21 protein-coding genes are annotated in these 21,554 nt (G+C 63.9%); 5 read left to right on the top strand and 16 right to left on the bottom strand.

Going from position 1 to position 21,554, the window contains the following annotated elements; genetic code table 11:
* Positions 1–25: 25 nt before the first annotated feature.
* The 9 genes from ISP25_RS04765 to ISP25_RS04725 form a co-directional block, all read right to left on the bottom strand.
* Complete coding sequence (locus ISP25_RS04765; RefSeq protein ID WP_404612038.1) at positions 26–1,330, bottom strand: glycosyltransferase; 1,305 nt, start codon at positions 1,328–1,330, stop codon at positions 26–28.
* Positions 1,327–2,544 (bottom strand): hypothetical protein, encoded by a 1,218-nt coding sequence (locus tag ISP25_RS04760; protein ID WP_404612036.1) that lies wholly within the window; start codon positions 2,542–2,544, stop codon positions 1,327–1,329. Before ISP25_RS04760 ends, ISP25_RS04765 begins: the two co-directional genes overlap by 4 nt.
* A gap of 1 nt (position 2,545) precedes the next feature.
* Positions 2,546–3,037, bottom strand: a complete 492-nt coding sequence (locus tag ISP25_RS04755) for an acyltransferase (RefSeq protein ID WP_192157156.1) — start codon at positions 3,035–3,037, stop codon at positions 2,546–2,548.
* Positions 3,013–4,140, bottom strand: coding sequence for a DegT/DnrJ/EryC1/StrS family aminotransferase (locus ISP25_RS04750; protein ID WP_404612034.1), 1,128 nt, complete (start codon positions 4,138–4,140; stop codon positions 3,013–3,015). The genes ISP25_RS04755 and ISP25_RS04750 overlap by 25 nt, the downstream gene beginning before the upstream one ends.
* The gene (gene wbpD, locus ISP25_RS04745) at positions 4,137–4,724 is read right to left on the bottom strand and encodes a UDP-2-acetamido-3-amino-2,3-dideoxy-D-glucuronate N-acetyltransferase (RefSeq protein ID WP_404612032.1); all 588 of its coding nucleotides are present in this window, start codon (positions 4,722–4,724) and stop codon (positions 4,137–4,139) included. The genes ISP25_RS04750 and wbpD overlap by 4 nt, the downstream gene beginning before the upstream one ends.
* Positions 4,725–4,736: 12 nt before the next feature.
* Positions 4,737–5,699, bottom strand: a complete 963-nt coding sequence (locus ISP25_RS04740) for a Gfo/Idh/MocA family protein (RefSeq protein WP_404612030.1) — start codon at positions 5,697–5,699, stop codon at positions 4,737–4,739.
* A gap of 184 nt (positions 5,700–5,883) precedes the next feature.
* Positions 5,884–8,082, bottom strand: a complete 2,199-nt coding sequence (locus tag ISP25_RS04735; protein WP_192157161.1) for a polysaccharide biosynthesis tyrosine autokinase — start codon at positions 8,080–8,082, stop codon at positions 5,884–5,886.
* A 33-nt stretch (positions 8,083–8,115) separates the two neighbouring features.
* Complete coding sequence (locus ISP25_RS04730; RefSeq protein WP_192157162.1) at positions 8,116–8,550, bottom strand: arsenate reductase/protein-tyrosine-phosphatase family protein; 435 nt, start codon at positions 8,548–8,550, stop codon at positions 8,116–8,118.
* Between the two features lie 1,111 nt (positions 8,551–9,661).
* On the bottom strand, positions 9,662–11,746 hold the full coding sequence (locus tag ISP25_RS04725) for a putative bifunctional diguanylate cyclase/phosphodiesterase (protein ID WP_404612090.1): 2,085 nt from the start codon (positions 11,744–11,746) through the stop codon (positions 9,662–9,664).
* A gap of 283 nt (positions 11,747–12,029) precedes the next feature.
* Here ISP25_RS04725 and ISP25_RS04720 point away from each other — a divergent pair, with 283 nt between their 5' ends.
* The gene (locus ISP25_RS04720; RefSeq protein ID WP_192157165.1) at positions 12,030–12,233 is read left to right on the top strand and encodes a hypothetical protein; all 204 of its coding nucleotides are present in this window, start codon (positions 12,030–12,032) and stop codon (positions 12,231–12,233) included.
* 53 nt (positions 12,234–12,286) lie between these two features.
* On the opposite strand, the gene ISP25_RS04715 is transcribed toward ISP25_RS04720, so the two are convergent.
* From ISP25_RS04715 to smpB, 4 genes are all read right to left on the bottom strand, one after another.
* The gene (locus ISP25_RS04715) at positions 12,287–13,564 is read right to left on the bottom strand and encodes an RNA polymerase sigma factor (RefSeq protein WP_404612027.1); all 1,278 of its coding nucleotides are present in this window, start codon (positions 13,562–13,564) and stop codon (positions 12,287–12,289) included.
* Positions 13,565–13,605: 41 nt separating this feature from the next.
* Entirely contained in the window at positions 13,606–14,022 is a 417-nt protein-coding gene (locus tag ISP25_RS04710; RefSeq protein ID WP_404612025.1) for a VOC family protein, read from the bottom strand.
* A gap of 25 nt (positions 14,023–14,047) precedes the next feature.
* Positions 14,048–14,467 (bottom strand): YciI family protein, encoded by a 420-nt coding sequence (locus tag ISP25_RS04705; RefSeq protein WP_404612023.1) that lies wholly within the window; start codon positions 14,465–14,467, stop codon positions 14,048–14,050.
* 123 nt (positions 14,468–14,590) lie between these two features.
* Positions 14,591–15,085, bottom strand: coding sequence for an SsrA-binding protein SmpB (smpB, locus tag ISP25_RS04700; RefSeq protein WP_192106547.1), 495 nt, complete (start codon positions 15,083–15,085; stop codon positions 14,591–14,593).
* Positions 15,086–15,289: 204 nt separating this feature from the next.
* On the opposite strand from smpB, the gene ISP25_RS04695 reads away from it, so the two are divergent.
* Positions 15,290–15,718 carry an SRPBCC family protein gene (locus ISP25_RS04695; RefSeq protein ID WP_192157174.1) on the top strand — a complete coding sequence of 143 codons (429 nt, stop codon included), beginning with the start codon at positions 15,290–15,292 and terminating at the stop codon, positions 15,716–15,718.
* Positions 15,711–15,995 (top strand): RnfH family protein, encoded by a 285-nt coding sequence (locus ISP25_RS04690; protein ID WP_404612020.1) that lies wholly within the window; start codon positions 15,711–15,713, stop codon positions 15,993–15,995. The genes ISP25_RS04695 and ISP25_RS04690 overlap by 8 nt, the downstream gene beginning before the upstream one ends.
* A gap of 19 nt (positions 15,996–16,014) precedes the next feature.
* Here the strand turns inward: ISP25_RS04690 and ISP25_RS04685 are convergent, their stop codons facing one another.
* Positions 16,015–16,497, bottom strand: coding sequence for an outer membrane protein assembly factor BamE (locus ISP25_RS04685; protein WP_192157178.1), 483 nt, complete (start codon positions 16,495–16,497; stop codon positions 16,015–16,017).
* An 80-nt stretch (positions 16,498–16,577) separates the two neighbouring features.
* Here ISP25_RS04685 and fur point away from each other — a divergent pair, with 80 nt between their 5' ends.
* Positions 16,578–17,003, top strand: coding sequence for a ferric iron uptake transcriptional regulator (gene fur / locus ISP25_RS04680; RefSeq protein ID WP_404612018.1), 426 nt, complete (start codon positions 16,578–16,580; stop codon positions 17,001–17,003).
* 277 nt (positions 17,004–17,280) lie between these two features.
* Here fur and ISP25_RS04675 read toward each other — a convergent pair whose 3' ends face one another.
* Positions 17,281–18,882, bottom strand: a complete 1,602-nt coding sequence (locus tag ISP25_RS04675; RefSeq protein ID WP_404612016.1) for an MASE1 domain-containing sensor histidine kinase — start codon at positions 18,880–18,882, stop codon at positions 17,281–17,283.
* A 68-nt stretch (positions 18,883–18,950) separates the two neighbouring features.
* On the opposite strand from ISP25_RS04675, the gene ISP25_RS04670 reads away from it, so the two are divergent.
* Positions 18,951–19,586 carry a response regulator transcription factor gene (locus ISP25_RS04670; RefSeq protein WP_192157185.1) on the top strand — a complete coding sequence of 212 codons (636 nt, stop codon included), beginning with the start codon at positions 18,951–18,953 and terminating at the stop codon, positions 19,584–19,586.
* A gap of 47 nt (positions 19,587–19,633) precedes the next feature.
* Here the strand turns inward: ISP25_RS04670 and recN are convergent, their stop codons facing one another.
* On the bottom strand, positions 19,634–21,304 hold the full coding sequence (gene recN, locus ISP25_RS04665) for a DNA repair protein RecN (RefSeq protein WP_404612014.1): 1,671 nt from the start codon (positions 21,302–21,304) through the stop codon (positions 19,634–19,636).
* Positions 21,305–21,554: the final 250 nt, after the last annotated feature.

The raw sequence follows: 21,554 nt of genomic DNA, 5'->3' as shown, positions 1-21,554 counted from the left end.
CTGTGTAGTTGAGCTGTTGTCACGATCACCGTCTTGTCGCCTGTCGGATCCGGTATGCAGCCGGGCGAAGCGGCGGCGCCGGTTGCCTGTCGCCGGATGCGCCGATGGCGATCACGTCCGCGACGAAATCCCGGTAGTTCCGGGCGGCATCGAAACCGGCCTCGATCGTCTGGCGCGCATGCGCGCGCCGGGCATCGCGTCCGTCCGCGAACGCCACCCGCTCCATCGCTTCGGCGATTTCCTGCACGTCGGGGCAGGGCCCCAGCAGCGCGCCGCAGCGATCGGATACCAGGCTGGAAATGCCGCCCACGTCGGGGGCGACGGCCGGCACCCCCGCGCTCATGGCTTCCATGATGGAAACCGGAACACCTTCGGATTCGCTGGCGTTGATCAGCATGTCCACCGGGGTATCAAGGTAATACACCTTGACGGCATGGTTGGGCAGTTCGCCGAGGAAAGCGCAGACAATGTTTTTCAGGCCGTTCAACTGCGCCTTCGCCAGCGCCGTGATCTCTTCCAGCAACGGGCCGCCGCCGATATGCGTCCAGGTCAGGCTGATCTCCGGGTGACGGCGGCCAAGCAGGGCAACGGCTCCCACGATCTTGTCCAGCCGTTTCACCCGCAGGCAGAAGGAAACCGACACCACATGCAGGTGCCCCGTCGCGCTCGGGCGCGCAAGCCCATCGGCCAGCGGCACGCCCAGTGGTGCGATGCGGACGTTCCCCGGCGCTGCGCCGTAGGTCTGCTGCAGGTAGGCGCGTGCCTCGCTCGACAGTGCGAAGATCGCGTCGTAGGCGGCAATGAACTGGCGCTTCAGCGGCATGTAGCCGTCCCTGCGGCGCGCTTCGTACAGATCGAAACCGTGCACGCGGGAGACGACCCTGCGCACCGCGCCTGCATCCCTGGCAAGCACGGCTGCGTAGGCCTGCGTTTCGTTCCAGTAGCAATAGGCCACGTCTGCCGGACCGTGCGCCCGGGCGTATCGCCGCAGCTGCGCCGCCTGCTCCAGCACCTTGGACGTATGCAGCAGAGCTCGTGCGACGGTGTGCGGGCTCGTCTTCCGCGACCGGTGCAGGTAACCCAGCTCGCGTCGCAAGATCGCGGAGCACAGCGCCAGCAGCATGAACCACAGCCGCCCGAGTTTCGTGGAGCGCGCCATGCCAAGATCGATCGAGATGCCGGCAGGTATCGGGCGCGGCGTCCCCGCCGCGAGCGCGGGCAGCAACGTCACGCTGACGCCGGCGCACGTGGCCCAATAGCCGATCTCGTCCTCGATGAACTGCTCACCGGGAAGATAGGGGTAGGCGTTGGTCAGGATGACGATCTTCATGGCCGCGCAACCATGTCCGCCACGACGATGTCGGTCACGCTGCTCTGGTAGACCGTGTGGTCCACCTTGAAGGGAATGCTGATCTTGAAGCGACCGGCCGTGGCAAGGCTTGCCGTCAGCACCCGCCGCCAGTTCGCGGTGACTTCTTCCATCGTCAGCATCGGCGGGTGCGCCGTGACCAGCGCGTTGTATTGCTCCCAGTAGAGATGGTCGTGGAAGACGCTGTATTCGGCGCTGATGACGGCGATCGTCATGTCGACGCTGTCGGCCAGGCTCAGCTCCGACATGCATATCGCGGGCACGTCTTCGCGTATCACGTAGTACAGGCAGGACAGCGGCGCCGAAGCGGGATCCACATGGCGATACAACCGGTCGGGCGACATCTTGCGTCGCACCTTGGCGGAATTCATGCGGTTCTTGATATTGAAATGGATGCGGTCGATCCATCCGCGGCCCGCGAGAACTTCCTTCTTCATCGCAGGGCTGCTGCAGTTGTAGCCGTAGATCTTCGGCCAAGCCATGTTGCCGGTGACCTGGGCGGCGTCGGACACGACGACGATGTCGTCGCTGACGAAACCGACATCCTCGCGATTCCTCAGCGCAAGCACGAGCGAAGACTTGCCGACCCCGCTGGTGCCGGCGAGCAGGCAGGCTTTTCCGCCTATCGTCACGGACGCGGCGTGGATCAGCGCCACATCCTTGAAGAAATAGGATGAGGGCGCGAGCACGAACTCATGCAACATCTGCTCGAAGTCCTCGACCTTGCGCGAGTACTCCATCGACAGCAGGTTGTGCAGCATGCGCCGGATGCCGTGCCGCGCCTTGATGACGACGTCCACCTCCAGGGACTCGCCGTCGTCGCGTTTCCAGTAGACGTCGACCGCGGGGAACGAGGTCAGCATCCCGTGCGCGAATGTCTCGTGGGCCTTCGGGTTGATCGCGAAGGGCTTGTGCGCGGGCATGGTCTTGCCGATGCGGATGTTTACGTCGGGCCTCCGGCTGCCGGCGTCCGCGTACAGATTTAGGGTTTCCGCGAGCAGAATTTCCAGGTCCGCATCGCCGGAAAACGCATAGCATTTGCCGAAGATGATTTTCTTCATGCGTGCCGATTCCGCCTTTTCCGCGACCACGGTTTGCGTTTGCTCGTCCGGAAAGCTGCCACTGATATCGCCAGGCTCGAGCGGGGGCGCGGGTGGGGTGAACGCTGCATGCATGTCACAGCTCCTTGATGACTCGCGCAGGGACGCCGGCAATCACCCGGTTGTCCGGTACCGATCGCGTGACCACGGAATTGGCGCCGACGATCACGTTGTTGCCCAGCGTGACGCCTTCACGGATATAGACGTTGTCGCCGATCCAGCAGTCGTCGCCGATGACGATGTCGCGCTCCAGATGGATGATCGGGCCCGCTGCGTTGTTGGTCGGCTTGCCCAGCGAATGGGTGATCGCCTTGATCGACACGTTGTAGCCGATGGCGCAGCTGCGGCCGATGACGACCCTGGAATGCGGTCCGCACGAGAGATGCGCCTGGTTGAGATAACTCATCTCGCCGACCAGGAAATTTTGCTTGGGGCCGATCAGTTTCGAGCCCAGGCCGATCGTGGCGCGCGGCGATATGCCGCCGTACCCGCGCATCCGTCGGGCGTGGCTCCTGCGCTGGGCCCAATCGACCGAGCCGCTTATCAACCTGGCAAGGAGATCGAGCATGTCCGGACCTGTTTCATCGATGCCGCGACGAGCTTTCCCACGACCAGGTTTGCCTGCGGTTCCGTCAGATACGGGTGCATGGGCAAGCTGAGCACCCGTGCGGCCACGTCGTCGCCCACCGGCAGGCGCGCGCCGGCGTCCGCGACCGCCGGTTGTCTGTTGATCGGAATCGGGTAATGCACCGCGGTGGGAACGCCCGCGTCCTTCAGTTGCGCCTGCAGTGATTCGCGTTCGTCCACGCAGATGGTGTATTGGGCGTAGACGCTGGAGTTGTGCGGCTCGACATGGGGCGGAGCGGCGATGCCGGCTCGCGCGATCAGCGCATCGTAATGGGCTGCGACCTGTTGCCGCATGCCGATTTCGTCTTCGAATACTTCCAGCTTGGCCAGCAGGATGGCCGCTTGCAGCGTATCCAGCCGGCTGTTCACGCCGACGCGGATGTGGTGGTAGCGGCGATCCTGGCCGTGACGCGCGATCTGCCGCATCACTAGGGCAAGTCGGTCGTCGTTGGTGAAAAGTGCGCCGCCGTCGCCGTAGCAACCCAACGGCTTGCTGGGGAAGAAGCTGGTGCAGGCGACGGTGCTCAGGTTGCACGAATGACGACCTTTGTAGAGCGCGCCGAAACTCTGCGCGGCGTCTTCGATCACCGGGATGCCATGCTTGTTCGCGATCGTGTTGATGGCGTCGAAATCCGCGCACTGCCCGTAAAGCGAAACGGGAATGATCGCGCGCGTCCGCGGGGTGATCGCCGCTTCGAGCCCGGTTGGATCGAGGTTGTAGGTACGCGGGTCGATGTCCACGTAGACCGGCCGCGCGCCCAGCAGCGCAACCGTCTCCGCGGTGGCGATGTAGGTGAAGCCGGGCATGATGACCTCATCGCCGGCGCCGACGCCCAACGCCATCTGCGCGATCTGCAACGCGTCCGTTCCGTTTGCGCAGCTGATGCAGTGCCTGGCGCCCACGAAGGCGGCAAGTTTCACTTCCAGTTCGGTCACTTCCGGCCCGAGGATGTACTGGCCATGTGCCAGCACGCGGGCGATGCCGGCATCGAGGCGATCCTTGATGCGGTCCTGCTGGGCCTTGAGGTCGATGAAGTCGATCACGCGGCGGGCTCCTCCTTGTGCAGCACCCGCCCTCTCAGCACATAACGTGCGCCGGTGTGCGCGCAGATGGCTTCGCCACGTCCGTCCGGCGGCAGGGGGAGCTGCTCGCCGAACTCGCTCATCCACCCGACTTGCCGTGCCGGCACGCCTACCATCAGGGCATACGCGGGCACGTTCCGGTTGACGACCGCTCCGGCGCCTACAAAGGCGAACTCGCCGATGGTGATGCCGCAGACGATGGTGCAGTTCGCACCCAGCGTGGCGCCCCGTTTGACCAGGGTGTCGCGGTATTCGTCCTTGCGCCCGATGAGCGAGCGTGGGTTGTAGACATTGGTGAAGACCATGCTCGGACCGCAGAAGACGCCTTCCTCGAGCGTCACGTTGTCGTATACCGACACGTTGTTCTGGATCTTGCAGTGGTCTCCGATAACTACCTTGTTGCCGACGAATACGTTCTGGCCGAGCGAGACGTCCCTGCCGATGCGGGCGCCGCCGCAGACGTGCACGAAATGCCATACGCGGCAGCCCGCGCCGATCCGGGCGCCTTCGTCGACGATGGCAGAAGGGTGCTGGTAGTGGTCCATGCTGTTCGCTCTTCAGGCTCGCCGTTGCAGAGAAGGGTGGCCGTCGTTCGCCGCGGAAACGATGCCGCTGGTGCGGATCGTCGACACGGTTTCGATGGCGACGCGGTTTTCATCGAGGCCGAAACCACGGCCTGCAAGGATTTCTTCGTAGCTGCGGTTATGCAGGTCCGCAAAGCCGCCAGAGAACTCGATCTCCTCGCCGTCCACCGTGATCGATCGATAGGTGCGTTGCCCGCTTTCGCGCACCGGAATGGGCACGTCTTCGACGTCCACCGACAGGAACCAGCGCACGCGGGCGTTTTCGTATTCCAGGTAGCCCGCCGCCTTCGTGTCGCTGCGCAGGTGCACGACGTTGGCCTGCAACGCGCCGAAGATGTAGTGCAGCATGTCGAAGAAGTGCACGCCGATGTTGGTGGCTATGCCGCCGGACTTCTTCTGATCGCCTTTCCAGCTTTGCAGATACCAGTGGCCGCGCGAGGTGACGTAGGCAAGGTCCACTTCGTGCTTGGTGTCGCGTCGTCCATGCCGGACCCGGTTGCGCAGGGCGATGATCGCCGGGTGCAGGCGCAATTGCAGGATCGTATTGACGCGCTTGCCGGTCTCTCGCTCAATTTCCCGCAGACCATCGATGTTCCACGGATTGAGTACCAGCGGCTTCTCGCAGATCGCATGTGCGCCGGAACGCAAGGCGAAGCGCATGTGCGAGTCATGCAGGTAATTCGGCGAACAGATGGAGACGTAATCGATCTGGCCGCCATCGCCGGCGCGCCGGCGCAGATCGACGTGCCTGTCGAAGCGTTCGAACTCGGTGAAGAAATCGGCATCGGGGAAGTGGCTGTCGATGACGCCGACCGAATCGTTCGGATCGAAGGCGGCCAGTAGCCGGTTGCCGGTGGCCTTGATGGCCTGCATGTGGCGGGGAGCGATGTAGCCGGCTGCACCGATAAGGGCGAAGTTCTTCGACGGAGTGGTCATGAAAACGGGTCCTGGGGCTGCGCGGTCTCTGCCGGCCCATGTGCGATGGATGCTTCTGTCCACGGGCGGCGGGTTTGCGGCGGTCGCCATGCGCAGTTGCAGCGCGCCCGACCCTGTGTCGCTGTGCGCCTGCGCGGCTGGCCGTACCTGACATCGGTTGTCGTCGCTTCGAGGCGGGCTTTTCTCATGCGGTCGCCTTGCCGACGCCGTAGTAGGCGTAGGAGTAGTAGCCGCTGCTGCGCTTCTCCACGGCGTTGAAGATGGCGCCCCGGAGGTGGATGTTGTTCTGCTCGAAGCGTTGCCGTGCCAAGGCGACTTCGCGCACCTGGTTGAGCCCGAAGCGCACCACCATCAGGGCGGTGCCTGCATGGTGGCCGATGATGGCCGCATCGGTCACCGCCAGGATCGGCGGAGTGTCGATGATGACTAGGTCGTACACCTTCTTCACGTGGTCGAGCAGCGTGGAGAAACGGGAGTTCATCAACAGCTCGGAAGGGTTCGGCGGAATCTTGCCGCGGCCGATGAAGTGCAGGTGCGAGGACGGAGCGACCGGTTGTATTGCCGCTTCCAGGTCGGTCTGGCCCGAGATCAATTCGGAAAGGCCGACCCCGGCCTGGCAGCCCACGATTCTGTGCAGCGACCCCATGCGCATGTCGCCGTCGATCAGCAACACGCGCTGGTTGCCCTGGGCGACCAGGGTGGCGAGGTTGGCGGAGACGAACGTCTTGCCGACATCCGGACTGGAACCGGTGATCATCAGCACGTTGTTTTTCGCCTCAAGGCGGGCGAAATGCAGGCTGGTGCGCAAGCTCCGCAAGGCCTCGGTGGCCATGTCAGCCGGCGCGTCCATGACCAGCAGGCGTTGCTTGCCGTATCCGCGGACGCGCTTGTCGTGCAATGCCTGCTCCCGCAGGCTGACCGGGATGGAGGCATACACGGGCAGGCCGATGTTTTCGATGACGGCCGGATCTTCGATGCCACGGTTGAGCGCCTGCCGTATGAAGACGCACAAGAGCGCCACGAAGCCACCGAGGAACGCGCTGCCGAGCACCACGATGGTCTTCTTCGGCCATATCGGCTGTGTGACGTCCACCGCCGCGCTGTCGATGATCCGTACATTGCCGACCGTGCCCGCGCGGGCGATGTCGAGTTGCTGGGCCTGGTTGAGCAGGCCGGTGTAGGTGTCGTTGCTCACCTGCACATCGCGGGTCAGTTTCAACAGCTCCTGCTGGGTATTCGGCAGGTTGCCGACCTGCTTGTCTATCCCGCCTTTCTGCGCCTCCAGCTGGCCTATCTGTTTCATCAGGGCCTTGTAGGCCGGATGCTCGGGTGTGTACTGGCGCTGCATGTCCGCCTGCTGCAGGCGCAACTGCTGGATGTTGGTCTGGATGGAGACCTCCTGGTCCAGCAGGCTTTGGGTTTGCATGCTGATGTCGACCGAGCGAGCGCGGAGCTGGTATGCGTTAAGCGCCGCTGTGGCCGTTTCAAGCTGACTGCGGACCTTGGGGAGCTGCTCACGCACGAACTCCAGGCTGTTCGCCGCCTCCGCGGAATTGCGATCCACGTCCTGGCGCACGTAGAGCTCGCCCACCTCCCGCAGCACATTCGCCGCCAACACCGGATCGGTGTTGGCGTAGGTCATGTCGAGGATGCCCGAATCCTTGCTCTCTTCGTTGACCTTGATGGCCTTGCGAAGCCGGTTGGTCACCGTCAGCCGGCGATGGCGGAACACGCGGAAGTGGGTGCCTTCATTGGCAACCAGGGTCTTGACCTGGATGGTTATGCCCTGGCCAGTGGAGGATTCCCCCGTATGGCCAGTGACCAGAAGGTTTCCCTTCTCGTCGACCAGGATGTAGCCGCCGTTCTCGCCTGCGATCAGGGTCAGCGGCTTGTCCAGGAGATTGTCGGGTACGTCCAGTTGGAAAATGTCCAGCTTCGAGCCGCCCCAGTCGTAGCCGGTCATTCCGAACCAGGGCGTCGCCACCTTGCCGGCATTGTGCGAGGCGTAGAGGTGGGCGATGAAATTGCCGAACAGGGGAAAGCGTTCCGGGCTGCTTTCGACCGCGAGCTTGAGCTTGTCGACCACTGCGCCGACCACCATGCGCGAAGTGATCAAGGCCGATTGGGTGCTTGCTTCGGGATCTTCCGCCCCCAGCGTCTGGCTGAGTGCGCTCAAGCCGGGCAGATCCGGAACCTTCTGTTCCACCTGCGCTGTCGACGTGGCTTGATAGATCGGTGTTGCAACTACAGCATAGATGATGCCGAGTACGACAAAAATCACGGTAATGCGGCAGATAAGCCACTTGTTGTCGCGAAGCGTGCCAAGCAATTCGCTCAGATCGATTTCGTTATCGCGTTGCAGAGGGGCCAGGGTGCCGGTCATATGGATTACCATCTCGTGACATGAGAACAGGGATCACAGATAAAGCTGCCAGCTATCCACTCCTTTTGTGATCATTTCGTGTACGTATTCGAATGCAATGCGCTCTTGGCGATAAGGGTCGGGTATATCGTTTTCATTCAACCATTTATCTAGCAGATAAACCTTGCCGCGAATTTCGGGGGCAAGTTGGATCATCGCTGCGACATGACTCTTTTCCATGCCAAGCACCAAATCAGCCTCGTGCAGCATGGCGGGTGTCAACTGGCGGGCACGATGCAACGTGCCGTCAATGCCGCTTTCGGCGAGCAATTGCAGGGAAGTCGCATCCATGGGTCTTCCGGCAGGCGCATAGAGCCCCGCGCTGCTGAATGCAACGTGGCGTGATCTCGTGCGCTGTCGAAACAGGTATTCTGCCGTGGGACTGCGGCAAACATTACCCATGCAGACAATCAATATCCGCTCAAACACAGCGCCGTCATACTCCCGAATCCTAAGTCAGCGTCGATCCAAGGATGCTAGAAATGGCGGTACGGCCTCCTGTCAAATTTCAGGAAAACCCACAATATTGTGTGAGTTTCGTGGCCCTGTTTTGAATGTAAATCGCGAGTCTCAAAAAGAGACCGAAAAGCGGCGACACGCAGGGTGTATGCCTGCTTATTATTCGCATCCGTCGTCACACGAATATGTCGACGTGTCGAACGGATTCCGGAGTTCGTTTGTCGTCATTGAACGAAATAAGAGCATCGATCATTGCACGTCCGGATTGCTTGTCAGTGAACAGCAGCCAAATGATCCGGCCGGTTGCGTTGAATCAGTTGCGGGCACTGAATTGGCGCCTGCATCGCGTGTACAGCGGCATGAATGCGGAACTTCACGTCATGCGTTCTGGATCGTAGAGACCGTGGATCGAACCTTGTCTGAATCTATGGTCGGGAATCCGGTCGATCGATGCGTGCGCATCGGGCCGTCCGCGGGACGGCGACAGGGATCCACCTTCGCGAGGCGCGAGCTTGGCAACACATGCAATGCGTGGGCCATCTCTCGATGGCCGTCAGGCTTTGGAGTCGTGCCGCGGCTGAGGCCTTCACAACTTCGAAAGGCTATGGCTCGCAGCGGCAACGGCAACCGTCCCATGCTGCGTCAGTTTGCCGGGGTGCTACACGGTCAGCGTGTGAGTGCTGGGACGCAGCGGCCAACCGCCCTTGTCAACGGTGGCGGGTGCCCTTTGGATCTTTGGGGTTCACCGGTGCTTGGCCAGTGTGTTCGGGATCGCGCGCGAAGCGTTTTGTCGATTGGAACTTCGTTGCGTGCTCTACGACGGAACCGATCTTCTTGCTGGAATACACGGAGTGGATGGCTGCGACCGTCAGAACCGGAGGCGATTTGCTCATTGGGGCGACTCGTGGCGAGAGGGATACGGCGACCATACTCCTTAATCGTTGGTCGCGTGGGAAAGGGTGTGCGGCGGCATGCCTTCAGCGCCTCCACTGGGTCTCGACGTGCGGGAGCTGCTCCGTGACCGGATCGCGGCTGGCGGGCTCGCAGCACAGCGCGTTGCGGGAGAATCGAGTCGGGCGCTTTACTTCGGAGCCTCGGTGGAAGCCGGATCCTGCGCTACCGCTTCAATGAATTCCTTGGCCGGCATCGGTTCGCCAAGCATGAAGCCTTGCAGGCTGTCGCAACCGATGCGGGTGAGGAACGCTTTCTGCGCGGCGGTTTCAACGCCTTCGGCGACAATCTTGAGGTTGAGCGTCTGCCCCAGCGCGACGATGGCCGACACGATGGCGGCGTCCTCGGTGCCGATGGCAAGGTCGCGCACGAAGCCCTTGTCTATCTTCAGTTCGGTGGCCGGCAGACGTTTCAGGTAGAGCAGGCTGGAGTAGCCGGTGCCGAAGTCGTCGATGGAGATGTTCACCCCCATGTCCTTCAGCTGCTGCAGCGTCGCCAGGCTTGCCTCGACATCGGACATGGCGGTGGACTCGGTGATTTCCAGCGTCAGAAAGCGCGGGGCGAGCGCATGGCGCGCCAGCGTGCCGCGCACCAGCTCGATAAGTCCATCGTGGCCGAACTGCACTGCCGACAGGTTCACCGCAATCGTCCATTGCGGATGCCCGGCGTCATGCCACGCGCGCATTTGCCGACATGCTTCGTCGAGCACCCATTCACCAATCGGCACGATCAGGCCGGTTTTCTCCGCGATGGGAATGAAGTGGCCGGGCAGGATCATCCCGAGCGTGGGATGCGACCATCGCAGCAAGGCCTCTGCGCCGATGACGGGACCGTTCGGCGCGTCGAATTTCGGCTGATAGTGCAGCGTCAGTTCACCGCGTGCCGAGGCTACGCGCAGTTCCCGCGCGATCTGCATCTGTTCGTGCGCATCGGAGTTCATCGAGGTTTCGAAAAAAGCATAGCCTTTTTGTCCCGACGCCTTCGCGTGGTACATCGCCGCGTCGGCATTGGTCATCAGCTCCTGCTGGGTGGCGCCGTCGCCAGGGTAGAGGACGATGCCGATGCTGGAAGTCACATGCAGCTCGTGCTTGGCGATGAAGATGGGCTCGCCGATCGCCTTCATTAGGGTCTCGGCGATACGGGCAGCATCCGTCGGTTCTTCGATACGGGCCAGCAATACGAATTCGTCGCCGCCGATGCGGGCGACGGTATCCTCGTTGCCCACGTTGGCGCGTATGCGCTGGGCAACTTCGACCAGCAGCATGTCGCCGGAGCGATGTCCAAACACGTCGTTGACGGCCTTGAAGCCGTCGAGGTCCAGGAACATGAGCGCGAAACGGCTCTTGTCGCGATCGGCGATCAGGATTTCATGTTCGAGGCGATCGTGCAGCAACACGCGGTTCGGCAACTTGGTCTGGCTGTCGTGCAGGGCGAGATAGGTGAGTTCCTCGTTCGCCTCGGCGAGCGAGCTGACCAGCACGGCCGTGCGCGACTCCATGCGCACGTCGAACGCGGAGACGGTGAGCGTCGCCGCCAGTACTGCCAGGGTGACGACGATGACGACGACGGCCAGCCAGTTCGTGTTCACGCCATGATGTGCTGCCCCGCAGATGCTGCCCAGCGGGAATTGCGCGGCGCTCATGCCGGTGTAATGCATGCCGACGATGGCGAGGCCCATGACGACGGCCGCGCCGAGCCGTTTCCGCCATACGTGCGATGAGTCCTTGCGCAATTGGAAGGCGATCCACAGCGCTGCACCCGCTGCCATGATGGCGATCGCCACCGACAGGGCGAACAGCCACGCGTCGTACTGGATGCCCGGGCTCATGCGCATCGCTGCCATGCCCGTGTAATGCATGCCGGCAATGGCCGGCCCCATCAGCAGGGCGCCGCCGACCAGGTGCGTCCAAGGCAGCGTTTGCCGGCAAACCAGCCACAAGGCGAATGCGGAAGAGGCAATGGCGATCAGCAACGACAGCAGGGTGATCAGCGGGTCATAGCCCAGCGGAATCGGCAGGCTGAAAGCCAGCATGCCGACGAAATGCATCGACCAGATGCCCAATCCCATCGCGCAGGCGCCAGCAAACAGCCACCAGCGCGCGCCGGAGTCACGTGCCGTGGTGATGCGGCCGGCCATGCCCAGTGCCGTGTAGGAGGCGAAGATCGCCACGAGCAGGGAACACACGACGAGCAACGGGTTGTACGAACTGGCCAGCATTCAACGAACCCTTGAGTCCTTAGGCCTTGCATGTCGCACGAAGGTGGCCTGATCGTAGCGTGGCTTTGCAAGGTTTGGGCGTCGGGTTTCTATCGGCCTGCAGGCCCGGATCTTGACCGCACAAGGCTTTGACGCTACCTGGAGCCGCGCGTTTGCGGCTCGTGACCGCCTGTGGGCGGCGGATCCCGCAAATTCGCGACGAAGAAACTTGCGCCAGGATTCATTCACCGGTAATCGACTAGTCGCATGCTGGCCGCTCCATTCCAAAGCGGAGAACGTCATGGGAATCCTCGATACCTTGGGTGAAGTTGCCGGTGCCGTGGCGGCAGTCGAAGGCGCCGAGAAGCTCGATCCGAATGCGGGCCTGCTGACGAAGGGCATTGCGGCCATCGCCGGATTCAAGGGCGCCGGTGCGCTGGAAGAAATGGTAGGCAAGAAGGAAGACGAGGCGGATGCCGCGCCGGCTGACGACAGCCAGTCCTGAGTTCCGTTCACGCTGACGGGGCCGCCTATCGGGTGGCCCCGCTTTTCGCGCCGTCAACCGGTGGTGGTGTGCTGCGCACAGGTTTTGGCGCGTGCTTGCAACAGTTCGCGTTCGCGGGCGTTGCGGGTGAGCGCCGCGGCATGTTCGAACTCCGTGCGGGCCTCACCGTGGCGATCGAGCTTCTGCAGCAGATCGCCGCGCACTGCCGGCAACAGGTGATAGTTCGCCAGTGCCGGTTCGTCGCGTAGCGTATCGACCAGCGCAAGGCCTGCTGCTGGCCCGCTGGCCATCGCCACGGCCACTGCGCGGTTGAGTTCCACCACGGGCGATGGCGTGACGCCGGCCAGTGTGGCGTACAGCGCCGCGATGCGGTGCCAGTCGGTTTGCTCCGCGGTATTGGCGCGGGCGTGGCAAGCGGCGATTGCTGCCTGCAGGGTGTACGGCTCTTCGTGGTCGCCCAGCCGTTGCGCGCGATCCAGCGCGGCTAGGCCACGCTGGATCAGCAGCCGATCCCAGCGCGCGCGGTTCTGTTCCAGCAACAGGATCGGCGTTCCGTCCGGTGCGCTGCGCGCATGCGTACGCGAGGCCTGCAGTTCCATCAGTGCGAGCAGGCCGAACACGGAGGCCTGCTGCGGCATCAGTCCGGCGAGGATGCGGCCCAGCCGCAGGGCTTCCTCGCACAGCGCGGGCCGCATCCAGTCGTCGCCGGCGGTGGCGGTGTAGCCCTCATTGAAGATCAGGTAGATCACGCCCAGCACCGCGTCCAGGCGTTCGGCGAGCTCTTCGCCACGCGGAACCTCGAACGGCACCTGTTTCTCGGCCAGCGTGCGCTTCGCGCGCACGATGCGCTGGGCGATGGTGGGCTCCGGCTGCAGGAAGGCGCGGGCGATCTCGGGCGTGCTGAGGCCGCCCAGCAGGCGCAGGGTGAGCGCCACGCGCGAATCGGCAGGCAGCGCGGGATGGCAGGCGGTGAAGATCAGCCGCAGCAGGTCGTCGCCGATATCGTCGTCCAGCATGGCGTCGAAGCGGGGCATAGCATCGGCCTGTTCGGCCTCCAGTTCGCGGGCGATTTCCTCGTGCTTGCGCTCCATCAGCTGATGACGGCGCAGGCGGTCGATCGCGCGGTGTTTCGCCGTGGTCATCAACCACGCGCCGGGATTGTCCGGCACGCCGGTCTGCGGCCATTGTTCCAGCGCAGTCACCAACGCGTCCTGCGCCAGTTCCTCCGCCAGGCCCACGTCGCGCAGCATGCGGGTGAGGCCGGCGATGATGCGCGCCGATTCGATGCGCCAGATGGCTTCGATGCTGCGGGGGATGTCGGTCGCCGTCATGGCGACCGATCAGACCATCATCGCTCCGTGGGAGCAAGGCATCATGCAGCGGGCGGGCAGTTGATCATCCACGGCACGCCGTAGCGGTCCACCAGCGAGCCGAAGCGCGCGGCCCAGAAGGTCTGCTGGATCGGCATCTGCACCGTGCCACCTTCGGCCAGCGCGTGGAAAATCCGCTCGGCCTGTTCCGGCGAGTCGAGCTGGATCGACACCGAGCAGCCCTTGATCGGCGTATAGGGACATTGCGGCGCCATCGCGTCCGAGGCCATCAGCACCTGGTCGCCGACTTCCAGCCGCACGTGCATCATCTTGTCGCGCATCTCCGCAGGCATGGGCATTTCAGGCGGCGCGTCGCCATAGCGTGCCCGCATGGTGACCTTGCCGCCGAAGCAGCTGGCATAGAAATCGAAGGCGGCCTCGGCATTGCCGTCGTAGTTGAGGTAGGCGACGAATTGCATGGCGGTACTCCTTGCAGGGCGGGGTTTATGGGCGGTTGCCGATCTGCGCGCGCAGGTTTGCTTCCTGCTCGCGCAAGGCATCCGTGAACTTGTCGCCGAAGTCTTCGGCCTCGAATACCGGGCGGATCTCGACTTCGGCGCCGGTGTCGAACGGCGCGCGTTTCAGCCATTCGATGGCTTCGGCCATCGACTTCACCTGCCATAGCCAGAAGCCGGCGATCAGTTCCTTGGATTCGGTGAACGGGCCATCGATCACGGTGCGTTGTGCGCCGTCGAAACGCACGCGGGCGCCGCGCGAACTGGGATGCAGGCCTTCTCCGGCCAGCATCACGCCTGCCTTCACCAATTCTTCGTTGAATTGGCCCATCGCGGCGAGCCGATCGGTGCTCGGCATCAGGCCGGCCTCGGTGTCTTTGGTCGCCTTCACGATCACTATGCAGCGCATCGGTTCGCCTCCTGTGGCCGGGATGAATCCGCCTTCAAAGGTGCGACGAACGGCGGGGTGCCGGATCGACACCTTGCACGAAGTTTTTTTGCGATGCCCGCAAGCCGAACAGGCAGAACGCGGTCAGGACGCCCGATTGTGCGAGCGCATCGTGCGCTGTTTTTCGATCTGCCAGTCGCGCTGCTTCTCGGTGTCGCGCTTGTCGTGTTCCTGCTTGCCGCGGGCCAGGCCGACTTCCACCTTCACCTTGCCGTTCTTCCAGTACATCGCGGTGGGCACCAGCGTGTAGCCCTTGCGCTCCACTGCGCCGATCAACTGGTCGATCTCCTTGCGGTGCAGGAGCAGCTTGCGCGTGCGGCGGTCTTCGGCGATGACGTGGGTGGAAGCGCTGATCAGGGGGGGGATCGAGGCGCCGACCAGGAAGATTTCGCCCTTAATGACGATGGCATAGCCGTCGCCGAAGTTGATCCGACCCGCGCGCAGCGCTTTCAGCTCCCAGCCTTGCAGGGCGATGCCGGCCTCATAGCGCTGGTCGATGTGGTACTCGAACCGCGCGCGCTTGTTGAGCGCGATGGTGCCCGTGCCCTTGGTGGTGTCCTTGTCCTTGCTCTTGGCCATGTCCGCTAAACTTCGGGCCTCTGGGCGGCCGCATTGCCTGCGTGCCTTTCAGGGGCAGCGCTTCTTTTAGAAGTGCATCCATGGATGGATGCCCGTTTGATCTTCGCATTCACGGAAGAATGCAGTAACCACCGAATGCGCCCATAGATGGGCGCTCGTTTGATTCTCGCATTCAAGCATGAATGCACCAGGATAGAGGCTACCGTGATCGAGATACGCCGCAGCGCGCTGGTACGCCATTCCCCGGAACAGATGTTCGATCTGGTCGATGGTGTGGAAGCATACCCAAAGCGTTTCCCGTGGTGCTCGGCATCCGCGGTGGTCGAGCGCAGCGACAATGTACTGGTGGCGCGCCTCGACCTGCATTTCATGGGCTTGCGGCACAGCTTCACCACCCGCAACACTGCCGAGCGGCCGCATCGCATCGACATCCATCTGGTCGACGGCCCGTTCCGTTCGCTGGACGGTCACTGGAGTTTCACCGCGCTGGGAGACGACGGCTGCAAGGTGGCGCTGGCGCTAGATTTCGAATACGCCGGCATCGGCGGCAGCGTGCTCAAGCTGGGTTTCCAGGGACTCGCCAACCGCATGGTGGACGATTTCTGCGTTGCCGCGGACCACCTGCATGGCTGAGCCGACCATAACGGTGGAAGTAGTGCATGCCTGCGCGCAGCACATACGGCGCAGCCGCGTTTCGTTGCCGGATGGAAGCACTGCTATGCAGGCAGTCGTGGCGGCAGGTTTTTTGCCGTCGCTTCCTGCCGAGGTGGCGGAGCCGCTGCGATTGGGCATCTTCTCGTGCAGGATAGACGCCGATCATGTGCTACGCGACGGCGACCGGGTGGAAATTTACCGGCCGCTGACCCTTGACCCCATGGCCTCGCGCCGGCGCCGTGCCGGCCAAGGCTGACGCAGGCGCTACCCGCAGTTTAGTTGTTGCTGCTGCCGGAGTCGTTGCCGGAGTCCGAACCGCCGCCGGAATCCTTGCTGTCCTTGCCGCTGGTGTCCTTGTCGCCCTTGGTGTCGTTGACCGGGTAATCGACGTTGTACTTCTTGCTTTCCTTGAGCAGGTTTTTGTTGTTTTCGAGGTAAGGGCTGCCCTCGATGCGCGCCAGGATGTCGTCATTGAAGTACAGGGTCATGGTACTGACCTGCATCGGGCCGCCGCGGTGCGAATAGGTGGACACGTAGTCCCAGCGGCTCTGGTTGAACGGGGAGGCGACCGAAGGCGTGCCGACCAACAGCATCACCTGGCGCTTGGTCAGGCCGGGCTTGAGCTGATCCACCGCCTTCTGGTCGATGGTCTTGTCGAGCAGGTTGCCCTGGCGCACGTCCTGCGTGTAGACCAGGTGGCAGCCGGAAACGGCAAGCGCCAACAACGCGACAACCGGCAGGGTGATCAGCTTTTGCATGCGTGAAACGTCCAGATCGTGGAAGAGCGGATGATACACTACCGGTTCGGCATCGCCGCGCCGGCGTGAGGTGGCAAACGATGGAACAGGAAACTCAGGAACTGCGTCGGGTCGGTCTCAAAGTGACCCATCCGCGCATGCGCATTCTGCAGATCTTCGACGAGGAGGAGGGCAACCACCTCACTGCCGAGGACGTCTACAAGAAGCTGCTCGCCCATCAGGAAGACATCGGCCTGGCGACGGTGTACCGCGTGCTGACCCAGTTCGAGGCAGCCGGCATTGTCGTCAAGCACAACTTCGAAGGCGGGCAGGCCGTCTACGAACTCGATCGCGGCAAGCACCATGACCACATGATCGATGTGGACAGCGGAAAGGTGATCGAGTTCGTCAGCGAAGAGATCGAGCGTCTGCAACGCGAGGTCGCGGCGCGCCATGGTTATGTGATCGAGGATCACAGCCTAGTGCTGTACGTTCGTCCCAAGAGCCGCGGTACGCGCAAGGGCTGATCACCGCCATCCGGGCATCCGGGCATTTCTTGGGCACAAAAAAATCGCGAGGGAGGACTCCTGTCCACCTCGCGATTGCCTCGTACCTTCTGGGTTTCGGCATGGCGAGTTGCTCGTCCAGGCCTGTGTCCAAGGTAACGACCAGACGGCCTCCTGCCGTCTCTCCGGAGTCACCGTCCCCACGAGGACTCCGGTACGCCATCTCACGATGGCGGCTCCCCCACATCGATGGATCGATGCTAACGAAGCCTTCACGTCCTGTGTATCGGAAAAATTCCTAGACAGGCCGAAATGTGACGGGCAAGTCGTTATTGCTGCGCAGCAATACGCGCAGATGCACGCCGCGCGGTGCCGGGCGCAACTGGAACAGGCCTCCCAGCGAGGTGACACGGTCGCGCATGCCTTGCAGGCCGCGGCCACCTCGTGGCGGCCGCTCGGGCAATCCGATGCCGTCGTCGCGCAAGTCGAGTAGGGCGAGTATCGCGCCGTGGCGTTCGCCGATGCGCAGGCGCAGGCGGAATTCGCTGGCCCTGGCGTGCTTCACTGCATTGGTGGCGCTTTCCTGCGCCAGTCGATAGATCGCGGTGCGGGTGTCGTCGTCGAGCAGGCGCGGGTCGCCATGCAGGTCGGTGACATAGTGGATGCCCGCAGCCTTCAGCAGGTCGCGGATCGGACCTTCGTCCAGCGCGCGCAGCAGGCCGAACTCGTCCAGCACTGCAGGACGCAGGTCGTCCAGCAAGCGATGCAGGGCGCGACGCATGTGCGCGAGGATGCTGTTGATCGAGGTGCCGATATCTTCCAGTCCGGCCTGTTGCAGGCGCGCCTGCACCAGTTTCACGTGGGTCTGGATCGCGGTGATGTTCTGGCCCAGCTCGTCGTGCAGCTCGGCGGCCATGTGGCGGCGCTGGTTTTCCTCCGCCTGCAGATTGCCGCGCGCAGCGGCTCGCAGTTGCCGCGCCAGTTGGTCCAGCCGTCGGTTGACTGCCGCCAGGTGGGTATTCTGCTCGGCTACCTGCAGCTTGCTGCGACGCAGAGCATCCGTGGCTGAGCCCAGCATCAGCGTTCCGGTGCCGGCCACGGCCAGGAACAGATAGCCGGCCGCCGAAGGGGCGTGGCCGAGGCGCTGATCCAGCACCGTCATCCCGAAACTGGAGATGGTGATGGCCAGACTGGCGCCGCGCCAGCCATGGCGGAATGCAAAGAACAGCACGGGGGCCAGCGATAGCGCACGGGCGAACTGCGGTTGCGACGTGGCCTGTTCGGAAAGCAGCAGCAGGATGGCCATGGCCGGCAGCATCACCTGCAGGCCGTCCAGGGCCAATTCCGCCAACGCATGGCGGCTGGGAGGGGCGCGCAGCAGCAGCACCATCACCGGCACCATCAGCAGCACGCCCAGATAGCCGCCCAGCAATTCGTTGCCCAACATGTGGATCAGCGCGTCTTCGGCCGCGGCCGTGTGGATCACCGTGAGCAGGCCGATGTCCACCGCCGTGGTGGCGAGCACCACGAGCATCGCGGCCAGCAGCAGGCGGGCCGTTTCCTGTGGGTTGTGCAGGCTGGTGCCGGCATGCGGATTCAGCCTGCGCAGCAGCCACAGGCTGGCCGCGGTTACCAGCGGTTCGGGCAGGTCGCCGAGGAAAAAGCCGCTCCAGCCCATCGGCAGTCCATCGTGCATGCTCATGCCGGCCGAGGCGATCAGTTCGGCGCCCAGCAGCCAGCCCCAGCGACGCACGGGCAGCAGCAACAACGCGCCGAAGCGCAAACCGTAGGGCAGTGCCCAATAGGGTTGCTCCGTCGGCCACAGCAGCAGCCACAGCAGGACGTAGATCGCCCCCAGCAGCGGGCCGGAGTGCAGTGGGCGGAAGGGTTTCAGGCGCATCCGCGGATGGTACACGGGCGTTTGGCAGTGCCGGCGCAGACCGGCGCCGGTCCATATACAGTAGGGCCATGTACAGCATTGTCCTGGTCGACGACCACGCCATCGTGCGTGAAGGTTTCAAGCGGCTGATCGGGCTGGAGCCCGATCTCCAGGTGGTGGGTGAGTGCCGCTGCGCAGACGACGCGGTGGAGGCAGTGGCGCAGCACCGGCCCGACCTGGTGGCGCTGGACCTGTCGTTGCCCGACGGCAGCGGCCTTCCCTTGATCGAACACCTGGGCAGCGTGTCGCCCGGCACGCGCATCGTGGTGTTGAGCATGCACGATGGCGAACCCTACGTGTCCGAAGCCTTGCGCCGCGGTGCCAGCGGCTACGTAACCAAGGGCGTGGCGCCGGAGGAACTGGTGGCGGGCCTGCGCGCGGTGATGCAGGGCGAGCAGTTCCTGAGTTCCGACCTGCGCCAGCGCCGTGCGGAGCAGCCGGAATCCGCGCTCGATCCGCTGCATCGCCTGACCACCCGCGAACACGAGGTGTTCCTGCTGCTGGCCTGCGGGCGCACGCCCAAGCAGGTGGCGGCCGAGCTGGGCATTGGCCAGAAGACTGTCTACATCCACCGCGCCAGCGTGATGGGCAAGCTCAATGCCGGTTCGGAACTGGAGTTGTATCGCATGGCCAGCGAGCGTGGGCTGCTGCCCGCCAGCGGTTAGAGCCTGCTAAGCGTTTCCCGGCGGCTAGCGTCACGAGTTTCGTGCTCTCAGGCCTGCGCGCGTTCCAGCATCTGCTTCGCGTGAGCCCGCGTTTCGCGGGTGATCTCCACCCCGCCCAGCATGCGGGCCAGTTCGTCGCGTCGGCCATCGGCGCCCAGCCGCTGGATCTGCGTACGGGTGTGGCCGTCGTCGCTGTGTTTGCTCACGAACAGGTGCGCGTGGCCCTGCGCGGCGACCTGGGGCAGGTGAGTGACACACAACACCTGGCGCTGGCCACCCAGTGCACGCAGCTTCTGGCCCACCACCTCGGCCACTGCGCCGCCAATGCCGCTGTCCACTTCGTCGAACACCATGGTGCCCACGCTGTCGTTGCCCAGCGTGGCGACTTCGATGGCGAGGCTGATGCGTGCCAGTTCACCGCCGGAAGCCACCTTGCGCAGCGCCCGCGGCGGCTGTCCGGGATTGGTGCTGACCAGCAGTTCGCAGCGTTCGCGGCCTTGCGGGTCGGGCTCCTCGCCTTCGACAGGTTCCAGTTCAACCACGAGCACGCCGCCGGCCATGCCCAGCTCAGCCATCAATGCGCCGACTTCCTTGCCCAGCTTGTCTGCCGCTTTGCGACGTGACTTGCTTAGCTTGTCTGCTGCCTGCACGTAGTCAGTGCGGGCGCGCTCCCGCTGGACGGCGAGTTGTTCCAGTGCTTCGCCGGCGCCTTCCAGCTCGGCCAGTTCGGTGCGCAACGCCGTGGCCTTGTCGTGCAATTCCGCGATGGGGAGGCGGTGACGGCGGCCGAGTTCATGCAGACGGGCGAGGTGAGCGTCGACTTCGGCGAAGCGCTCGGGGTCGAGATCGACGTCCTGCGCGTAGCGGCCCAGCGTGTCGGCGGCTTCGCCCAACTGGATCATGGCGTTGTCCAGCAGCTCCAGCGCGGGATTCAGCGCTTCGTCCAGCGTGGCCAGCCTGCCCAGCTCGGCATGGGCGCGACCCAGGGCGCGGCGCAGCGCGAATTCGCTGTCGCCGTCCAGCAGCTCGACCACGCCGGCGGCGCCTTCGGCAAGCCGACCGGCGTTGGCTAGGCGCTTGTGGCTGGCTTCGAGTTCGGCCAGCTCGGCGGACGGTAGCGTCCATTGCTCCAGTTCGGCCAGCTCGTGGCGCAACAGTTCCAGCCGCTGTTCGCGATCCGCGCCACCGCTGAGGCGACGGATACGCGCACCCAGGTCGCGCCATTGCGTGGCCAGCTCGCGCACCTGGCCGGCCAGCGAGCCGTGGCCGGCGCAGGCGTCGAGCAGGGCGAGCTGGTGCGCGCGCGAAAGCAGGGCCTGATGCTCGTGCTGGCCATGGATTTCCACCAGCAGGGTGGCGAGTTCGGAAAGCTGGCCGGCGCTGGCGGGACGGCCGTTGATCCATGCGCGCGAGCTGCCTTCGGCGCGGATCACCCGCCGCAACTGGCAGGCTTCGCCATCGTCCAGCTCTTCCTGCGCCAGCCATGCGCGGGCCTCGGGCAGGGCGGCAAGATCGAATTCGGCGGACAGTTCCGCGCGGTCGCTGCCGGCGCGCACCATCCCGCTGTCGGCGCGGGCGCCGGCGAGCAGCAGCAGCGCATCCACCAGCAGCGACTTGCCGGCGCCGGTTTCGCCGCTGACCACGGTGAGGCCGGCGCCGAAATCGACTTCGGCCTGTTCAACGACGGCGAATTGGCGGACATGGAGCGAGATGAGCATGGCGGGCTGACGGCAGTCCGTATGGGATCGGGCGATTGTAATAGGAGCCTGCGCGGCAGATGCCGCAAGGGCCGCAAAGACCGCCGCGCGATCCATCTTTCCGCCACGTTCCTGGTGAACTGTCGAAAAGCGAGGCTCGCGCAGCAGCCCTTTCGCCACAGACGGCTTCGGCCCCGCAGGCTCCATGCCTCCCGCTACAATGCCGCGGCGCTTGCATGACAGGCGCGCAGACCCTATCTCTTGGTCGTCT

The organism is Rhodanobacter hydrolyticus, from assembly GCF_044904645.1.
This window is presented reverse-complemented; position numbering and strand designations above follow the sequence as displayed.